Here is a 15,666-nt window from a genome sequence, read left to right as displayed (position 1 = left end):
AAATGCGCGGCGTCCGCCTCCGTGTCGGCCACGTCTGCCCGGTCGTGGGTCCGGTCGTGCCGCCGTGTTCACACGCCCCGGGTCACACCTTGCGGTACGTCCGCGCGTCGTCCGTCGCGGCGAGGACGGCCGCCAGGTCGCCGCCCGCCGAGGCGGTCACCAGCGCGGCCACCGCGCCCTCGACGAAGGGCGCGTCCGCGATGTGCACCTGTGCGAACTCCTTCTCGGGCAGCAGGGCCTTGACGGTGAGGACCGCGCTGCCCATGTCGCAGAGCACGACCACGCCCGCGCCCCCGTCCGCCTCCCCGACGGCCCGGCGGACCAGCTCGGCGCTGGTGCCGACCGCCCCGTCGGGCAGCCCGCCGGCGGGCGCGACCGGCGCCGGGTCGCCCGAGCCGACCAGGGCGCGGGCGAGGGCCGCGGTGGACTCGGCCACCTCGCGGCTGTGCGAGACCAGCACGACGCCGACCCGGCCCGCCGGGCGCTCCGGCGCGGCCTCCCGCTGCCCGGCGCCCGCGGTGCCCGTGCCGGTCCCCGTCTCCGGGGCGGCAGCGCACAGTTCCGGGTCCGTGGCCTCGTACAGCGCGGTGATCAGCAGGGCGCTGGAGGTCGCCCCGGGGTCCTGGTGGCCGATGCTGCGCTCGCCCAGGTAGCTGGCGCGCCCGCGCCGCGCGAGCATCGGGACCGTCGCCTCTGCCCCTTCGCGGGCCGCCCGTGCCGCGGCGGCCAGCGCGGCCGTCACCTCGCCCTGTGCCAGGGCCTCGGCGTAGGCCTCGGCGGCCGGCTGGAGGGCGTCGACCATGGTCTTGTCGCCGGGCGCCGAGTCGCCGAGCCGCCGCACGCTCGCCACGGCCGCGCCCAGCGCCCGGCCCAGCGTCTCCGGTTCGACGACCGGGTCCTCGCCGAGCAGCTTGCCCATGCGGCGCAGGACGGTTCCGTACAGCGGGCCGGAGGCGCCGCCGACGGTGTTGGTCAAGTGCGCGCCGACGGCCGTCAGCAGGGCGCCCGGGGTCGCGGGCGGCTCGGCGGCCACAGCCTGTGCGGCCGAGGTGAAGCCGCGCTTGAGGTTGGCCCCGTGGTCGGCGTCGCCGATGGCGGCGTCCAGCTCGGTCAGGTACGCGGCCTCCGCGCTGATCACGCGCGTGGCGCGGTCGAGGAAGCGGCGGAAGAAGGGCAGATCGAGCGTGACGGTCATGTGCGGTGCTCCTCGTCGCGGGGTGCGCGCGGTGTCGCTGGTACGCGTGTACGGGCTCGGCGCGGCCCAGCGTAATGGGCCAGGACACCGGGCCCGATCCCGGCCGTGCGCACCGCCGTTCCGGCCGGATCCGTGGACCGGCCGGTCAGTTGACGGCTCCCGGTCAGTTGATGGCCTTGATCAGCTCACCGTTCGCGGTGTCGCCGCTCAGCTCCCAGAAGAACGTGCCGCCCAGCCCCTGGCGGTTCTTGTAGGCCATCTTCCCGGCGATGGTCGACGGGGTGTCGTAGCTCCACCAGTCGCTGCCGCACGTGGCGTACGCCGTTCCCGCCACCGTGCCGTTGGCGGGGCACTTGGCCTTGAGGATCCGGTAGTCCTCGAAGCCGTCCTCGTACGTGCCCTTCGCCGGGCCGGTGGCGGTGCCGCCGGGGGCGGACTGGGTGACGCCCGTCCAGCCGCGGCCGTAGAAGCCGATGCCCAGCAGGAGTTTGGCGGGCGGGATGCCCAGGGACGTGAGCTTCCGGATGGTGGCGTCGGTGTTGAAGCCGTCTCTGGGGATGCCGTTGTACGAGGTGAGCGGGGAGTGCGGGGCGGTGGGGCCCTTGGCGTCCCAGGCGCCGAAGAAGTCGTAGGTCATGGGGTTGTACCAGTCGACGTAGCGGGCGGCGCCCGCGTAGTCGGCCGCGTCGATCTTGCCGCCGCCCGAGGCGTCGGCCGTGATGGCCGCGGTGACCAGGCTCTTGCCCCCGAACTTCGCCCGCAGCGCCGCCATCACCTCGCGGAAGGCGTCGCGGCCGCTGGTGTCGCAGGTGAGGCCGCAGGCGTTGGGGTACTCCCAGTCGATGTCGATGCCGTCGAAGACGTCGGCCCAGCGGGGGTCCTTGACCAGGCCGTAACAGGACTCGGCGAAGGCGGCGGGGTCCTTGGCGGCCTCGCCGAATCCGCCGGACCAGGTCCAGCCGCCGAAGGACCAGACCACTTTGAGACCCGGGTGGAGCTTCTTGAGCTTGCGCAGCTGGTTGAAGTTGCCGCGCAGGGCGCCGTCGTCCCAGGAGTCGGCCCGGCCGTCGACGCTGCCGGCGGCGTCGTAGAACCTGTCGTAGTCGGCGTAGGCGTCGCCGATCGCGCACTTGCCGCCGGAGACGTTGCCGAAGGCGTAGTTGACGTGGGTGAGCCGGTCGGCGGAGCCGGAGGTCTCGATGTTCTTGACCTGGTAATTGCGGTCGTACACGCCCCAGTTGGTGAAATATCCGACCACGCGGTGGCCGGCGGCCGTATTGGAGTCGGCAGGGGTGCCGTCCGCGGTCGCCGGGCCTGCGGCCAGGCCGGCTGCCAGGAGTGCGGAGCAGGCCGCGGCGGCCGTGAGCAGGGTGCGGGGGCGTCGTCCGTGAGTTCCGGGCATGGTGCTTCTCCTCGGTGGGTGGGGAGAGTTGGGGGGTGGCCGGGGCGCCCATGGCTTGGCATGGACGCGCTCAAAGGAAACGGTGGGGAAACCGTAGAAGGACTAGACCAATACGGTCAATGGTTCGGACCAAACGAGCGAGAGCGGATTTCCAAGATCCGTCAAGTGGTGACGCGCGCCCGCCGATCGGGCATACTCCAACCGCCACAGCCGCAGGTCACCGCGGACCGAGACCCGGCACCGGACCATCGGCTGGGCCACCCACCGGTGGCGGCGCCGACACCCTTGCGCGCCTGTCGCCGTAGCGCCCGACAGGGAGGAGAGCGCCGCCATGACCGAACACGGCCCGCAGCCGGTGGAGCGTCAGCTGCCCACCGAGGAAGCCCGCGATCTCATCGCGCTCGTGCGCGACCTGGTCCAGCGGGAGATCGCGCCCCGTGCGGCCGAGGAGGAGGACGCCGGCCACTTCCCCCGTGAGGTCTTCCGGCTGCTCTCCGCCTCCGGCCTGCTGGCCCTGCCGTACGCCGAGGAGTACGGCGGCGGCGACCAGCCCTACGAGGTCTACCTCCAGGTGCTGGAGGAGCTGGCCGCCGCCCGGCTCACCGTGGGCCTGGGCGTCAGCGTGCACACGCTCGCCTGCCACGCACTCGCCGGGTACGGCACCGGGAAGCAGAAGAAGGAGCACCTCTCCGCCATGCTCGGCGGCGGGCTCCTGGGCGCCTACTGCCTCTCCGAGCCCGCCGCGGGCTCCGACGCCGCCTCGCTGCGCACCCGGGCCACCCGCAGCGGGGACACCTGGACCATCGAGGGCACCAAGGCGTGGATCACCCATGGCGGCATCGCCGACTTCTACACCGTGCTCGCCCGGACCGGCGGCGAGGGCGCCCGCGGGATCACCGCCTTCCTGGTGCCCGGCGACGCCCCCGGCCTCTCCGCCGCGCCGCCCGAGCGCAAGATGGGCATGAAGGGTTCGCCCACGGCACAGCTGCACTTCGACGGGGTGCAGGTGCCCGACGCGCGCCGCATCGGGGAGGAGGGCCAGGGCTTCGCCATCGCCCTCTCCGCCCTCGACTCCGGCCGGCTCGGCATCGCCGCCTGCGCCATCGGCATCGCCCAGGCCGCACTGGACGAGGCCCTGGCCTTCGTCACCGAGCGGCGGCAGTTCGGGCACCCGCTCGCCGACTTCCAGGGCCTGCGCTTCATGCTCGCGGACATGGCCACCCAGATCGAGGCCGGCCGCGCGCTCTACCTTGCCGCGGCCCGGCTGCGGGACCAGGGCGAGCCGTTCGGCAAGCAGGCCGCCATGGCCAAGCTCTTCTGCACCGACACCGCGATGCGGGTGACCACGGACGCCGTGCAGCTGATGGGCGGCTACGGCTACACGGCCGACTTCCCCGCCGAGCGCTACATGCGGGAGGCCAAGGTGCTGCAGATCGTCGAGGGCACCAACCAGATCCAGCGGATCGTGGTCGCCCGGCACGTAGCGGGACCCGAGTCCCACTGACCCGCGACTCCCCTGGCCGGGATCCGTACGGCGCCGCCGCTTCTGCCCGGCGGCGCCGGAACATCCCCGTACGGGACCTAGGGCCGGCGGGTGGCGGGCTCCGGCACGCGCAGCGGCCGCGAGCCCGGACCGCCGATGTGCGAGAACGGCTGGCGCCGCCAGTCGAGGCTCTCCGGGAGCGTCAGCAGCAGCGCCGCGTCCAGCCCGGCGCCCGGGGGCTCGTCCGCCGGGGTCGCCTCCTCCACGCCGCGCCCCGAGCCGGCGCAGACCGTGAGCCCGAACGGGTTCCACGGCGACGGGCACAGCGCGTGCTCCGGCAGGACGTCCTCGCCGTCGAGCAGCGCGATCGGGCGGGCGCAGTCCGGGCACGTCACGCGGAACATGTCGTACGCCTCGGGCTCGTACGGACCGTCGCCGTCGCCCTCGTGCTCCAGGCGCTCGCTGTCCGGGCGTTCCAGGCGTTCGAGACTGGGCATCGTGATTCTTCCCCCTTGAATGGACCGGCCGAGGCACCTCGGGCCCGGCCACAGCAAGCACTTCCCTCGGGGGGAGCCGGATAATCGCAGCTCGCGGGAGGACACGGGTGCACACCTGTGGCGTTTGTCACACAGGTTGTGCGCCTGTGGTGACGCCGACTGTGCCGGGCCCGCCGCGACCCAGTAGGTTGATGCGCGTGGAGGAGCTGGACAAAGAGATCGTGGAACTGCTCGTCAAGGACGGGCGGATGAGCTACACCGACCTGGGCAAGGCCACCGGCCTGTCCACCTCGGCGGTGCACCAGCGGGTGCGCCGGCTCGAACAGCGCGGGGTCATCCGCGGCTACGCGGCGGTGGTGGACCCCGAGGCGGTCGGGCTGCCGCTGACCGCGTTCATTTCGGTGAAGCCCTTCGATCCCAGCGCTCCCGACGACATCGCGGACCGGCTCGCGGAGATTCCCGAGATCGAGGCGTGCCACAGCGTGGCCGGGGACGAGAACTACATCCTCAAGGTGCGGGTGGCGACGCCGCTGGAGCTGGAGCATCTGCTGGCGCGGATCCGCTCGCTGGCGGGTGTGTCGACGCGCACGACGATCGTCCTCTCCACGCCGTACGAGGCGCGACCGCCGCGGGTGGGGTGACCGGGGGTTTCTTTCCCCTGTCCCGCCCCTTCCCGGCTGTATCTATTCGCGGCTCCGCCGCGTGGGGGGCTGCGCCCCAGTCCCCGGGACCGCGCTGCGCGCGGTGTCCTCAATCGCCGGACGGGCTGAATCGGCCCCCGCCGCCCGCCCCCGCCTCCGCAGGGGACAGACTTGGCTCATGACCGAGCGTCCCGATGCAGAGCCCCGAACCACCCGCACCGTCCTGCTGCGCGGCGGCACCGTGCACAGCCCCGCCGATCCCTTTGCCACCGCAATGGTCGTCGAGGGCGGGAGCATCGCCTGGGTCGGGTCCGAAGGGGCCGCGGACTCCTTCGCCGACGGGGTCGACGAGGTCGTGCACCTCGACGGCGCGCTCGTCACCCCCGCGTTCACCGACGCACACGTGCACACCACCGCCACCGGCCTCGCGCTCACCGGCCTCGACCTCACCGGCGTCCCCACGCTCGCCGAGGCGCTGGACCGCGTGCGCGCGTACGCCGCCGCCCGCCCCGCGGACCGCGTGCTGCTCGGGCACGGCTGGGACGCCAGCGCCTGGCCGGAGCGGCGGCCCCCGTCCCGCCGGGAGCTGGACGAGGCCACCGGCGGCCGGGCGCTCTACCTCACCCGCGCCGACGTCCACTCCGCCGTCGTCGGCACGGCGCTCCTCGACCTCGTCCCGCACGTCCGCGAGCTGCCCGGCTTCGCCCCGGACGCGCCCCTGACGGGCGCCGCCCACCACGCCGTGCGCGCCGCCGCGTACGACAGCGTCACCCCGGCGCAGCGCGTGGAGGCCCAGCGCGCGGCGCTCGCGCGCGCCGCCGCGCTCGGCATCGGCTCCGTGCACGAGTGCGCGGGACCCGAGATCTCGAGCGAGGACGACCTCACCGGGCTGCTGCGGCTCGCCGCCGAGGAGCCCGGCCCTCGGGTGACGGGCTACTGGGCCGAGGCGCTCACCTCCGCCGAAGGGGCCGGCCGCATCCGCGAACTGGGCGCGATCGGCGCGGCCGGCGACCTCTTCGTGGACGGCTCCCTCGGCTCCCACACGGCCTGCCTGCACGAGCCGTACGCCGACGAGCCCGGCGGCACGGGCACCGCCCACCTCGACGCCGCCGCCGTCGCCGCCCATGTGGCCGCCTGCACCGAGGCCGGCATCCAGGCCGGGTTCCACGCCATCGGCGACGCCGCGCTCACCACCGTCGTCGAGGGCGTCCGAACCGCCGCCGACAAGCTGGGCCTGGCCCGCATCCGCGCCGCCCGGCACCGGGTCGAGCACGCCGAGATGCTCACCCCCGAACTGATCGCGGGCTTCGCCGAACTCGCCCTCACCGCCTCCGTCCAGCCCGCCTTCGACGCCGCCTGGGGCGGGGACGAGGCCATGTACGCCCGGCGCCTGGGCCGCGAGCGGGCCCGCACGCTCAACCCGTACGCGGCCATGATGCGCGCCGGGGTCCCGCTCGCCCTCGGCTCCGACAGCCCCGTCACCCCCCTCGACCCGTGGGGCACGGTCCGCGCGGCGGCCTTCCACCGCACGCCCGGGCACCGCGTGTCCGTGCGGGCCGCCTTCACCGCCCACACGCGCGGCGGCTGGCGGGCCGTCGGCCGGGACGACGCGGGCGTCCTGGTGCCGGGCGCGCCCGCCGACTACGCGGTCTGGGCCACCGGCGACCTCGTGGTGCAGGTGCCCGACAACCGGGTGGCCAACTGGTCCACCGACCCCCGCTCGGGCACGCCCGGCCTGCCCGACCTCACGCCGGGCACCCCACTGCCGGTCTGCCTGCGGACGGTCGTGGCCGGACGCACGGTGTACCGCAGGGAGGCGTGAGCGCGTCCGAACGGGTGACGGTTCATGATCCGCGTACCGCCGAACGACGTGCCGTCCGGCTGCCGCGGCACGCCGTCGGCTGCCGTACTGACCTGCTGATTCGGCCGAGGCACGCAGGTCGTGCGGGTGTTGACACGGTGCGGGCGGCGGCCGGTAGGTTCTCGCTGTCCACCACAGGACGTCCGGCCGGTGCATCTCCACACAGTCGTCGAACGCAGCTGGGCCATGGGGCGGGGTGCCGGAGCGGCGCGCCGCCACTGGGAGCCAGGTCCAGCGCACGGGGGCGAGGGAGGGTTCCGCCAGGCCGGCAGGTGCGACCCGGGTGGGGCCCGGACGTTCAGTAGACAACGGCCCTAGGGAGACCGCAGCCAGCGGATCCCAGGCCGGCCCGAAGGACGCCGGGCCCTCATTCCGACCGCTTCCGGGCGGTCTCCGCGCACCCGACGGACCGGGCTGCCCGCCGGTCGGGGTACGGTCGACTGATACTCCCGAAAGCTCCAGGAAGAAGCGACCGTGCCCTCGGGTCCCGAAACCACACCGGAGGCCGTCGCGGCCCCGCCGCCGACCGCCGATGCTCCCGCCGACACGGCGCCTCGCCCCGGCCGGGCGGCGCGCCTGGTCCGGCTCGTCCGCCGCGAGGCCGCCCGCACCGGCCTCGCCGCCGCCGCGGGCCTCGCGCTCGCCGCGGCCTTCCCGCCGTACGGGGTGTGGCCGCTGTCGGTGGCCGCCGTCGCCGCGCTGGCCCTGCTGACCCGGGGCCGCAGCGCCCGGCAGGGCGCCTGGACTGGCTTCGCGTTCGGGCTGCCGTTCTTCTTCGTCCTGCTGCGCTGGCTGCATGTGGTCGGCTACGACGCGGTGTTCGGGCTCTCCGTGGTCGAGGCGCTGTTCGTGGCCCTGCTCGGCGCCGGGCTCGCGGTGACCTCGCGGCTGCCCTGGTGGCCGCTGTGGGGGGCGTGCCTGTGGATCGCCCAGGAGTGGGCGCGCGACCGGGTGCCCTTCGGCGGCTTCCCGTGGGGGCGGCTCGCGTTCGCCAACACCTCCTCGCCCTTCACCCCGCTGGCCGCGCTCGGCGGCGCCCCGCTGGTCACCTTCGCCGTGGCCCTGACGGGCGGGCTGCTGGCGTACGCGGCGGTGGGCGCGGCCCGGCTGCGGACCGTCGGCCCCCGCACGGCACGGGCCGCGCTGCCCGCCGTGGAGGCCGTGGCGCTGGCGGCGGCCGTCGCCCTCGCCGGGTACGCCGTGCCGGTGCCCACCAAGGCGGACGACACCGTGGACATCGCGATCGTCCAGGGCAACGTCGAGAAGCCCGGCATGGACTTCCTCGGCCGGCCGCTGATGGTCCTCGACAACCACGTCGACGCGACGCTTCAGCTGGCCCGGGACATCGAGGCGGGCAAGGTCCGCAGGCCCGACCTGGTGATCTGGCCGGAGAACTCCTCCGACCTCGACCCCTTCCAGTACCCGCAGGCCTACGACCGGATCGAGAAGGCCGTGCAGGCCGTGGGCGTCCCGGTCCTGGTCGGCGTCCTGGTGGACCACCCGGGCAAGCAGGGCTACATCGACAACAAGGGCATCGTCTGGGACCCGAAGACCGGGCCCGGCGCCTCCTACGCCAAGCAGCACCCGGTGCCCTTCGGCGAGTACGTGCCCTTCCGGGAGCAGCTGAGCAAGGTCATCTCCCGCCTCCAGCGCGTGCCCCGGGACTTCTACCCCGGCGACCGGACCGGGGTGCTCCAGGTCGGCCCCGCCCGGCTGGGCGACGTCATCTGCTTCGAGGTGGCCTACGACGAGATCGTCCGCGACACCGTGCGGGCGGGCGCCCGCGCCCTCGTCGTCCAGACCAACAACGCCACCTACGGCCGCACCGGCCAGCCCGAGCAGCAGCTGGCCATGTCCTCCCTGCGGGCCGTCGAGCACGGCCGGGCCGTGGTGACCGCCGCGACGAGCGGCATCAGCGCAGTGGTCGCCCCCGACGGCAGGGTGCTCCAGCGGAGCGAGGAATTCACCCGTGATGTGATCTCCGCGCGCATCCCGCTCCGCGACGGGACGACGGTGGCGGACCGCGTCGGTGCGGCGCCCGAATGGGCGCTCGCTATGGTGGGCCTTCTGTCCTGCGCGGCCGCAGTCCTGATCGGCCGTCGGGTACGGCCGGAGAGTACCGAAGAGAACATGGACAAGAAGGGCCAGCAGTGAACGACGGTGGTCAGCGGAGATACGGTCCGCTCGGCACGACTTTGGTGATCATCCCGACCTACAACGAGGCGGAGAACATCAAGTCCATCGTCGCCCGGGTGCGGCAGTCCGTGCCCGAGGCGCACGTCCTCGTGGCCGACGACAACAGCCCCGACGGCACCGGCAAGCTCGCCGACGAGCTGGCGGCCGAGGACGACCACGTCAAGGTGCTGCACCGCAAGGGCAAGGAGGGGCTCGGCGCGGCCTACCTGGCCGGCTTCCGCTGGGGCTTGGACAACGGCTACGGCGTGCTGGTGGAGATGGACGCCGACGGCTCCCACCAGCCGGAGGAGCTGCCCCGGCTGCTCACCGCGCTCAAGGGCGCCGACCTCGTGCTCGGCTCCCGCTGGGTGCCCGGCGGCCGGGTGGTGAACTGGCCCAAGTACCGCGAGTTCCTCTCCCGGGGCGGCTCCACCTACTCCCGGCTCATGCTCGACGTGCCGGTCCGCGACGTCACCGGCGGCTACCGGGCCTTCCGCAGGGAGACCCTGGAGGGACTGGGCATGGAGGAGGTGGCCTCGCAGGGCTACTGCTTCCAGGTCGACCTGGCCTGGCGCGCGGTGAAGGCGGGCTTCCATGTCGTCGAGGTCCCCATCACCTTCGTCGAGCGCGAGCTGGGCGACAGCAAGATGAGCCGCGACATCGTGGCGGAGGCCCTGTGGCGCGTGACGTCCTGGGGGCTCGGCTCCCGGGTCGGCAAGGTGACCAAGGCCCTCGGCAAGGAGCAGTGAGCACCCGCAGTACCCGCAGGGTCCGGTAAAGGCCCGATAAGCCCGCTCCGGTCGTCCGCCCGCCGTCCAGGCACACTTGAGGCATGACGTTCGGAGCGCAGCAGCAGACGGTGAACAACAGGCCGCCGAAGCGCGGCCGGGCCCGCAGGCTCGTCCCGCTCGGCGTGGCGGTGTGGGCGGTCCTGGAGATCTGGCTGCTGACGCTGGTGGCGGACGCCGCGGGCGGGCTCACGGTCCTGGCGCTGCTGGCCGGGGGAGTGGTCGCCGGCTCGTACGTGATCAAGCGGGCGGGCCGGCGGGCCTGGCAGCGGCTGGCGGGGTCCCTCCAGACCGTGCCGGGCGCGGCGCCCGCGGCGGCGCCCGAGGAGGGCGGCGGCAACGCACTGACGATGCTGGGCGGGCTGCTGCTGATCCTGCCGGGTCTGCTCTCCGACGCGGCCGGGCTGCTCTGCCTCTTCCCGCCGAGCCGGGCGCTGCTGCGCAGGTCCGCGGAGCGGTGGCTGAACCGGCCGGGCACGCTCGGCGGGGCCTACCAGCAGGCACGGATGCACCAGCCCGACGGGAAGGTGGTCCAGGGCGAGGTGATCCGCGAGGACGAGCCGCCCGCCCCGCGTACGGGCGGGTCGCAGCTGCCGCGATAGAGCCCACGGGCTCACGGGAAATGTACGGAAAAGGGCCAGGGCCACTGCTGAAGCGCAGTGGCCCTGGCCCTTGGCGTATCCGGTCCGCCCGCCGTCCGCGGGTCAGGCGGACTTGCGGGTGTCCCGCGGATGCACGGCGATGTTCATGGCGCCGGAGCGCAGGACCGCCAGCCGCTCGGCCAGCACCTCCTCCAGCTCCTCGCGGGTGCGCCGCTCCATGAGCATGTCCCAGTGCGTACGCGCGGGCTTGCCCTTCTTCTCCTCGGGACCATCGCCGTCCACCAGGAGTGCCACGGCGCCGCACGCCTTGCACTCCCACTCCGGCGGAATCTCCGCCTCTACCGAGAACGGCATCTCAAATCGATGGCCGTTCGGGCATGCGTACTCCACCGCCTGGCGCGGTGCCAGATCGATGCCGCGGTCGGTCTCGTAGCTGGTAACCACAAGTCGCGTGCCGCGGAGAGCTCGCTCACTCATGAATCGTGCCTCCCGGGCTTGTCGCCCACAGGACAGGTGTCGCTGTCGTCGTCATCCGGTCAACGTCCGGTCGGCGGTGAAGATTCCCCGTTGAGGGACATGCGTCGCCCGTCGTGCCGCCCCTTGTTGTACCCACCGGCGCCCGTTTTGTCACATCTGGCAATAGATGTCACCCTGTGTTTGCGCTACTTCAGCGCGCAGTAACGGTTCGTTCGGTGGGTCGAAGGCGTACACTACCGGGCCGCACGTTTATGGCCTAAACCGGGTCCGGAACATCGTGCGCGGGCAAGGCCGGAGAAAAAGGTTCCGGTTCAGTGGGCCGCTGCTTTCCGGGCAGATTTCCGGCCGGATTTCCGGGGCGCTCGCCGGGCAGCGCGAAGATCCGCAGGAAGAATTGCGCCAGCGGTCCGATGCTCACCGCGAAGAGCGCCGTGCCCACTCCCACCGAGCCGCCCAGTGCGAATCCCGTCGTCAGCACGGCCAGCTCGATGCACGTCCGCACCAGCCGCACCGAGCGCCCGGTCCGCCGGTGCAGCCCCGTCATCAGCCCGTCGCGCGGGCCCGGCCCGAAGTGCGGCGCGATATAGAGACCGGTCGCCGCCCCGCACAGCACGATCGCGAACAGCAGCAGCGGAATCCGCACCCACAGTGAATCCGGCGCCGGCGCCAGGTCCAGGGTCGCGTTCATCGCCAGGCCGATCACCAGCACATTGGAGATCGTGCCCAGGCCCGGTCGCTGCCGCAGCGGTATCCACAGCAGCAGTATCACCGCGCCGATGCCGATCGCCGCCGTGCCGATCGACAGGCCCAGGTGCCGGGCGACGCCCTGGTTCAGCACGTCCCACGGCGCCAGCCCGAGCCCGGCCCGCAGCTGCAGCCCCGCACTCACCCCGTACAGCACCAGCCCGCCGTACAGCTGGACAAGACGGCGGGCGAGGTGCGACCCCCCTGATCCGGACAAAGGACTCTCCCCTGGCAGTGGTGGAACAGCAGAACAGTGGAACAGCAGAACAGCAGTGAAAACAGCGCGAACACGGCGACGAAGCCGGTGCTGCGCACGGCCACAGTGGTGCAAGTGGCCTGTGGCATGACAGTCTGTGGACTGAATGGACACTGATTCCATGGCCAATCCCGGAAAGGTGGACTGGAAGAGATGACTCGGTGGACCTCTTCGGTGGGGGCTCCGCAGCTTGCGCGGCTCCTCGGCTCCCAGGACGCACGCGACAACGTCACCGCGCTCGGCGCCCGCCGGGCCCCCGCCTACCGCAGCCTCGCGGACGGCATCCGGCTGCTCGTCCTCGAGGGCCGCGTGCCCGTGGCCGCCCGGCTGCCCGCCGAGCGGGAGCTGGCCGCAGCCCTGTCCGTGAGCCGCACCACCGTGGCCGCCTCCTACGAGGCGCTGCGCAGCGAGGGATTCCTGGAGTCCCGCCGCGGCTCGGGCAGCTGGACCGCCGTGCCCGCCGGGAGCCCGCTGCCCAGCCGGGGCCTCGACCCGCTGCCGCCGGAGGCCGCCGGCTCGGTGATCGACCTGGGCTGCGCCGCCCTGACCGCCCCCGAGCCCTGGCTGGGCCGGGCCTTCCAGGGCGCCCTCGAGGAGCTGCCGCCCTACGCCCACACCCACGGCGACTACCCCGCCGGCCTGCCCGTCCTGCGCCAGGCCCTGGCCGACCGCTACACCGCCCGCGGCATCCCCACCATGCCCGAGCAGATCATGGTCACCACCGGGGCCATGGGCGCCGTCGCCGCCATCTGCCGGATGATGGCCGGGCGCGGCGAGCGGGTCGCCGTGGAGTCGCCCTCGTACGCCAACGTCCTGCAGCTGATGCGCGAGGCCGGCGCCAGGCTGGTGCCGGTCGCGATGGCCGACCGGCTGGCCGGCTGGGACCTGCCCGCCTGGCGCCAGGTGCTGCGCGACGCCGCCCCGCGGATGGCCTACGTCATCGCCGACTTCCACAACCCCACCGGCGCCCTCGCCCCCGACGAGCAGCGGCGGGAGCTGGTCGAGGCGGCCCGGGCCGCCGGCACCCTGCTGGTCGCCGACGAGACCATGTCCGACCTCCTGCTCGACCCGGACGTCGAACTCCCGCGCCCCGTCTGCGCCTTCGACCCCGCAGGCAGCGCCGTCATCACGGTCGGCTCGGCCAGCAAGTCCTTCTGGGCGGGCCTGCGCATCGGCTGGGTCCGCGCCGCGCCCGACGTGATCCGCGGCCTCGTCGCCGCCCGCGCCTACGCCGACCTCGCCACGCCCGTCCTCGAACAGCTCGCCGTCACCTGGCTGCTGAACACCGAGGGCTGGGACGCCTCCATCGGCATACGGCGCACCACGACCCGGGAGAACCGCGACGCCCTCGTCGCGGCGCTCGGACGGCACCTGCCCGACTGGGAGTTCACCGTGCCGCACGGCGGGCTCACCCTCTGGGTGCGCACCGGCGGCCTGTCCGGCTCGCGCATCGCCGAGGCGGGGGAGCGGCTGGGGGTGCGGGTGCCCTCCGGTCCGCGCTTCGGCGTCGACGGCGCCTTCGAGGGGTATGTGCGACTGCCGTTCACCGTGACGGGCGCGGTGGCCGAGGAGGCCGCGAGCCGGCTCGCCGAGGCCGCGCGGCTGGTGGCCAGCGGGGCGACCGCGGCCCTGGAGACGCCCCGGACCTATGTGGCCTGAGACGGCGGCGAGTTCGGACACCCCTTGGAGGGACTGCACCCCCTACAGGGGCTGGAGCGGAATCGGGCCGTCGTCCTCCGTCGGGGGCGGGGTGACCCCCGGCGGCCGGTCCGGCCACTCCGGCAGCAGCCGGAGCACCGCCTGGCGCTGCGCCTCGCCCGACTCCGCGTCGTACGGGTCCGGGGTGGCCGGCACCTGCAACCGGTGCACCGGCCCGGTGCCCAGCCGGGCGTAGCCCCGGCCCGGGGGCACGTCCTCGGTGGGCGTGGTGGGCGGCGGAGCGCCCAGCACGGCCGCCACCTGGTCGGTGGTGACCGGGCCCAGCACCACCCGGGCCTCGGTCTGGGCCAGCAGGTCCCGGGCGAGCAGCCCGGCGGCGGACAGCTGCTCGCCCACCGCGACGGTGACATGGGCCGTCCGCCCGTGCCGCAACGGCACCTGGAGCAGCTCCTGGGGGTCGGTGCGGCCCCGGGCCGCGGCCAGGTGGCTCAGCGCGGTGGGCCGGTCGAGCACGATCCACAGCGGGCGCCGGACGTCCTCGGGGGCCGGGTGGCCCAGCCGCCGCGCCCGGCCGGCAGCCGTCAGCCGCCGCTCCGTCTCGTGACCGGCCCACTCCAGCACCGCCAGGGCCCCGGTCAGCGAGGACTCGACGGCCAGCACCCCCTCCCGGCCCGCCAGGCAGGCGTACTCGTCCGTGCTGCCACCGTCCACGATCACCAGGTCGCCCTGCCGGAGGGCCTGCAGGGCGAGTGAACGCAGCAGCGTGGTGGTGCCCGCGGCGGGGCGGCCCAGCACCAGCAGGTGCGGCTCGGCGGAGCGCCGGCCCGTGCGCCAGACCACGGGGGAGGCGTCCCGGACCTCCTCGCCGTCGGTGACCGGCAGGGTCCGCAGCACCGCGGACGGGTCGGTGAAGCCCAGCACGGTCTCGCCGGGCGCGGTCACGAACGGCTGGGCCCAGATGTCGGTGGGCAGCGCGGGGAGCGCGCTCAGCGCGAGGTGGTTGGTGGCCTCGTCCCAGTCGAAGCGGTACTCGCGGCCCCGGCCCGCCTTGACGTGCAGCAACTGCTCGATCCTGGCCCGGGAGTCGGCCTCGCCGTCGGTGAAGTAGCCCGGGTAGCGCAGCCGGAGGGCCGTGAGCCGCCCCAGCTCGTCGAACTCGTGGTCCTCGAAGGCGCGCTGCCAGCCGCCGCCGTGCTCGTACAGCGGCCGGGGATCGTTCGGGTCGGAGAAGTACGGCACCAGGGCCTCGTACAGCGCCTGGAGGCGGGCGTTCTGCTCGTCGGTGCGGTCCGGGTCCCCGGCCACGGCCCCGCGCTCGCGCCCCGCCCAGGCGCCGGCCGCCAGCAGGGCCGCGGTGGCCAGCGGCGGCCCGTAGGGGACGAGCGCCACGATGACCGTGCACGAGCACACCAGGAGCACCGTGGGCCCGCGGCGGTCCCCGGGCATCCGCTCCCAGCCGCGCCGCGCGGAGGCGGCCAGGGAGCGCAGCCCCCGGGCCACGACGAGCAGCGGGTGGAGCATGTCCCGGGCGTGGTCCGCGGCCGTCTGCGCGAGTTCCCTGCTCTGGACGAGCGGAGCGCTGCCGGTCGGGGGGCGGGGGAGTCCTCGCTTGCCCACATCGGCCTCCTGGTGTCGCCGCGGCGCCGGGCGGTGTGGCCGGCGGCGTGGCTAGAACTTGATGCCGCCCAGCAGGCTGGCCAGGCTCGCGCCGCCCGCCTTGATGCTGGGGGCGATCCCCGTGCCCGCGAGGTAGAAGCCGAACAGGGCGCAGACCAGCCCGTGCGAGGGCTTCAGGTTGTCCTTGCGGAAGAACAGGAACACGACGACACCGAGCAGTACGACGCCCGACATGGAGAGGATCATGGGAATCTCCTGGGAACTGGGGT

Annotated in this window: 14 protein-coding genes and 1 pseudogene; 7 read left to right on the top strand and 8 right to left on the bottom strand. The window is 73.9% G+C overall.

The window, feature by feature from the left end:
* Positions 1 to 82 precede the first annotated feature (82 nt).
* From AC1Z4A_RS03480 to AC1Z4A_RS03470, 3 genes and pseudogenes are all read right to left on the bottom strand, one after another.
* A complete protein-coding gene (locus AC1Z4A_RS03480; RefSeq protein ID WP_483683491.1) occupies positions 83 to 460 on the bottom strand; it encodes a PTS-dependent dihydroxyacetone kinase phosphotransferase subunit DhaM in 378 nt (125 codons plus the stop codon).
* A 111-nt stretch (positions 461 to 571) separates the two neighbouring features.
* A pseudogene (dhaL, locus tag AC1Z4A_RS03475) lies at positions 572 to 1,195 on the bottom strand (dihydroxyacetone kinase subunit DhaL); the annotation flags it as partial.
* A gap of 163 nt (positions 1,196 to 1,358) precedes the next feature.
* Positions 1,359 to 2,597, bottom strand: a complete 1,239-nt coding sequence (locus AC1Z4A_RS03470) for a glycoside hydrolase family 18 protein (protein WP_483676339.1) — start codon at positions 2,595 to 2,597, stop codon at positions 1,359 to 1,361.
* Positions 2,598 to 2,928: 331 nt separating this feature from the next.
* On the opposite strand from AC1Z4A_RS03470, the gene AC1Z4A_RS03465 reads away from it, so the two are divergent.
* The gene (locus tag AC1Z4A_RS03465) at positions 2,929 to 4,101 is read left to right on the top strand and encodes an acyl-CoA dehydrogenase family protein (protein WP_483676338.1); all 1,173 of its coding nucleotides are present in this window, start codon (positions 2,929 to 2,931) and stop codon (positions 4,099 to 4,101) included.
* A gap of 77 nt (positions 4,102 to 4,178) precedes the next feature.
* Here AC1Z4A_RS03465 and AC1Z4A_RS03460 read toward each other — a convergent pair whose 3' ends face one another.
* On the bottom strand, positions 4,179 to 4,577 hold the full coding sequence (locus AC1Z4A_RS03460) for a hypothetical protein (protein ID WP_483676337.1): 399 nt from the start codon (positions 4,575 to 4,577) through the stop codon (positions 4,179 to 4,181).
* A 197-nt stretch (positions 4,578 to 4,774) separates the two neighbouring features.
* Here AC1Z4A_RS03460 and AC1Z4A_RS03455 point away from each other — a divergent pair, with 197 nt between their 5' ends.
* The 5 genes from AC1Z4A_RS03455 (at position 4,775) to fxsA (ending at position 10,644) form a co-directional block, all read left to right on the top strand.
* The gene (locus AC1Z4A_RS03455) at positions 4,775 to 5,218 is read left to right on the top strand and encodes an Lrp/AsnC family transcriptional regulator (RefSeq protein ID WP_004948875.1); all 444 of its coding nucleotides are present in this window, start codon (positions 4,775 to 4,777) and stop codon (positions 5,216 to 5,218) included.
* A gap of 178 nt (positions 5,219 to 5,396) precedes the next feature.
* Positions 5,397 to 7,040, top strand: coding sequence for an amidohydrolase (locus tag AC1Z4A_RS03450; RefSeq protein ID WP_483676336.1), 1,644 nt, complete (start codon positions 5,397 to 5,399; stop codon positions 7,038 to 7,040).
* A gap of 513 nt (positions 7,041 to 7,553) precedes the next feature.
* Positions 7,554 to 9,233 carry an apolipoprotein N-acyltransferase gene (gene lnt / locus AC1Z4A_RS03445; protein WP_483676335.1) on the top strand — a complete coding sequence of 560 codons (1,680 nt, stop codon included), beginning with the start codon at positions 7,554 to 7,556 and terminating at the stop codon, positions 9,231 to 9,233.
* The gene (locus tag AC1Z4A_RS03440; RefSeq protein ID WP_483676334.1) at positions 9,230 to 10,003 is read left to right on the top strand and encodes a polyprenol monophosphomannose synthase; all 774 of its coding nucleotides are present in this window, start codon (positions 9,230 to 9,232) and stop codon (positions 10,001 to 10,003) included. The genes lnt and AC1Z4A_RS03440 overlap by 4 nt, the downstream gene beginning before the upstream one ends.
* A gap of 83 nt (positions 10,004 to 10,086) precedes the next feature.
* Positions 10,087 to 10,644: an FxsA family membrane protein gene (gene fxsA / locus AC1Z4A_RS03435; protein ID WP_483676333.1), complete on the top strand. Its 558-nt coding sequence runs from the start codon at positions 10,087 to 10,089 to the stop codon at positions 10,642 to 10,644.
* Between the two features lie 102 nt (positions 10,645 to 10,746).
* Here fxsA and AC1Z4A_RS03430 read toward each other — a convergent pair whose 3' ends face one another.
* Both AC1Z4A_RS03430 and yczE read right to left on the bottom strand, forming a co-directional pair.
* The gene (locus tag AC1Z4A_RS03430) at positions 10,747 to 11,121 is read right to left on the bottom strand and encodes an RNA polymerase-binding protein RbpA (protein ID WP_004948858.1); all 375 of its coding nucleotides are present in this window, start codon (positions 11,119 to 11,121) and stop codon (positions 10,747 to 10,749) included.
* 256 nt (positions 11,122 to 11,377) lie between these two features.
* Entirely contained in the window at positions 11,378 to 12,082 is a 705-nt protein-coding gene (gene yczE, locus AC1Z4A_RS03425; protein ID WP_483676332.1) for a membrane protein YczE, read from the bottom strand.
* A gap of 192 nt (positions 12,083 to 12,274) precedes the next feature.
* On the opposite strand from yczE, the gene AC1Z4A_RS03420 reads away from it, so the two are divergent.
* Positions 12,275 to 13,780: an SCO1417 family PLP biosynthesis transcription factor gene (locus AC1Z4A_RS03420; protein WP_483676331.1), complete on the top strand. Its 1,506-nt coding sequence runs from the start codon at positions 12,275 to 12,277 to the stop codon at positions 13,778 to 13,780.
* 42 nt (positions 13,781 to 13,822) lie between these two features.
* On the opposite strand, the gene AC1Z4A_RS03415 is transcribed toward AC1Z4A_RS03420, so the two are convergent.
* Entirely contained in the window at positions 13,823 to 15,397 is a 1,575-nt protein-coding gene (locus tag AC1Z4A_RS03415) for a hypothetical protein (protein ID WP_483676330.1), read from the bottom strand.
* Positions 15,398 to 15,448: 51 nt separating this feature from the next.
* Positions 15,449 to 15,643 carry a hypothetical protein gene (locus AC1Z4A_RS03410; RefSeq protein WP_483683490.1) on the bottom strand — a complete coding sequence of 65 codons (195 nt, stop codon included), beginning with the start codon at positions 15,641 to 15,643 and terminating at the stop codon, positions 15,449 to 15,451.
* Positions 15,644 to 15,666 lie beyond the last annotated feature (23 nt).

Source organism: Streptomyces sp. 17_S59, assembly GCF_056930295.1.
The sequence above is the reverse complement of the archived record's forward strand: the minus strand, read 5'-3'. Positions and strand labels throughout refer to the sequence as shown.

What these genes read in the sequence shown, in the direction of transcription:
- fxsA (WP_483676333.1), top strand. Translation starts at nt 10,087, where the DNA reads ATGACGTTCGGAGCGCAGCAGCAGACGGTGAACAACAGGCCGCCGAAG.
- AC1Z4A_RS03430 (WP_004948858.1), bottom strand. Translation starts at nt 11,121, where the DNA reads ATGAGTGAGCGAGCTCTCCGCGGCACGCGACTTGTGGTTACCAGCTAC.
- AC1Z4A_RS03465 (WP_483676338.1), top strand. Translation starts at nt 2,929, where the DNA reads ATGACCGAACACGGCCCGCAGCCGGTGGAGCGTCAGCTGCCCACCGAG.
- AC1Z4A_RS03420 (WP_483676331.1), top strand. Translation starts at nt 12,275, where the DNA reads ATGACTCGGTGGACCTCTTCGGTGGGGGCTCCGCAGCTTGCGCGGCTC.
- AC1Z4A_RS03410 (WP_483683490.1), bottom strand. Translation starts at nt 15,643, where the DNA reads ATGATCCTCTCCATGTCGGGCGTCGTACTGCTCGGTGTCGTCGTGTTC.
- AC1Z4A_RS03460 (WP_483676337.1), bottom strand. Translation starts at nt 4,577, where the DNA reads ATGCCCAGTCTCGAACGCCTGGAACGCCCGGACAGCGAGCGCCTGGAG.
- AC1Z4A_RS03470 (WP_483676339.1), bottom strand. Translation starts at nt 2,597, where the DNA reads ATGCCCGGAACTCACGGACGACGCCCCCGCACCCTGCTCACGGCCGCC.
- AC1Z4A_RS03450 (WP_483676336.1), top strand. Translation starts at nt 5,397, where the DNA reads ATGACCGAGCGTCCCGATGCAGAGCCCCGAACCACCCGCACCGTCCTG.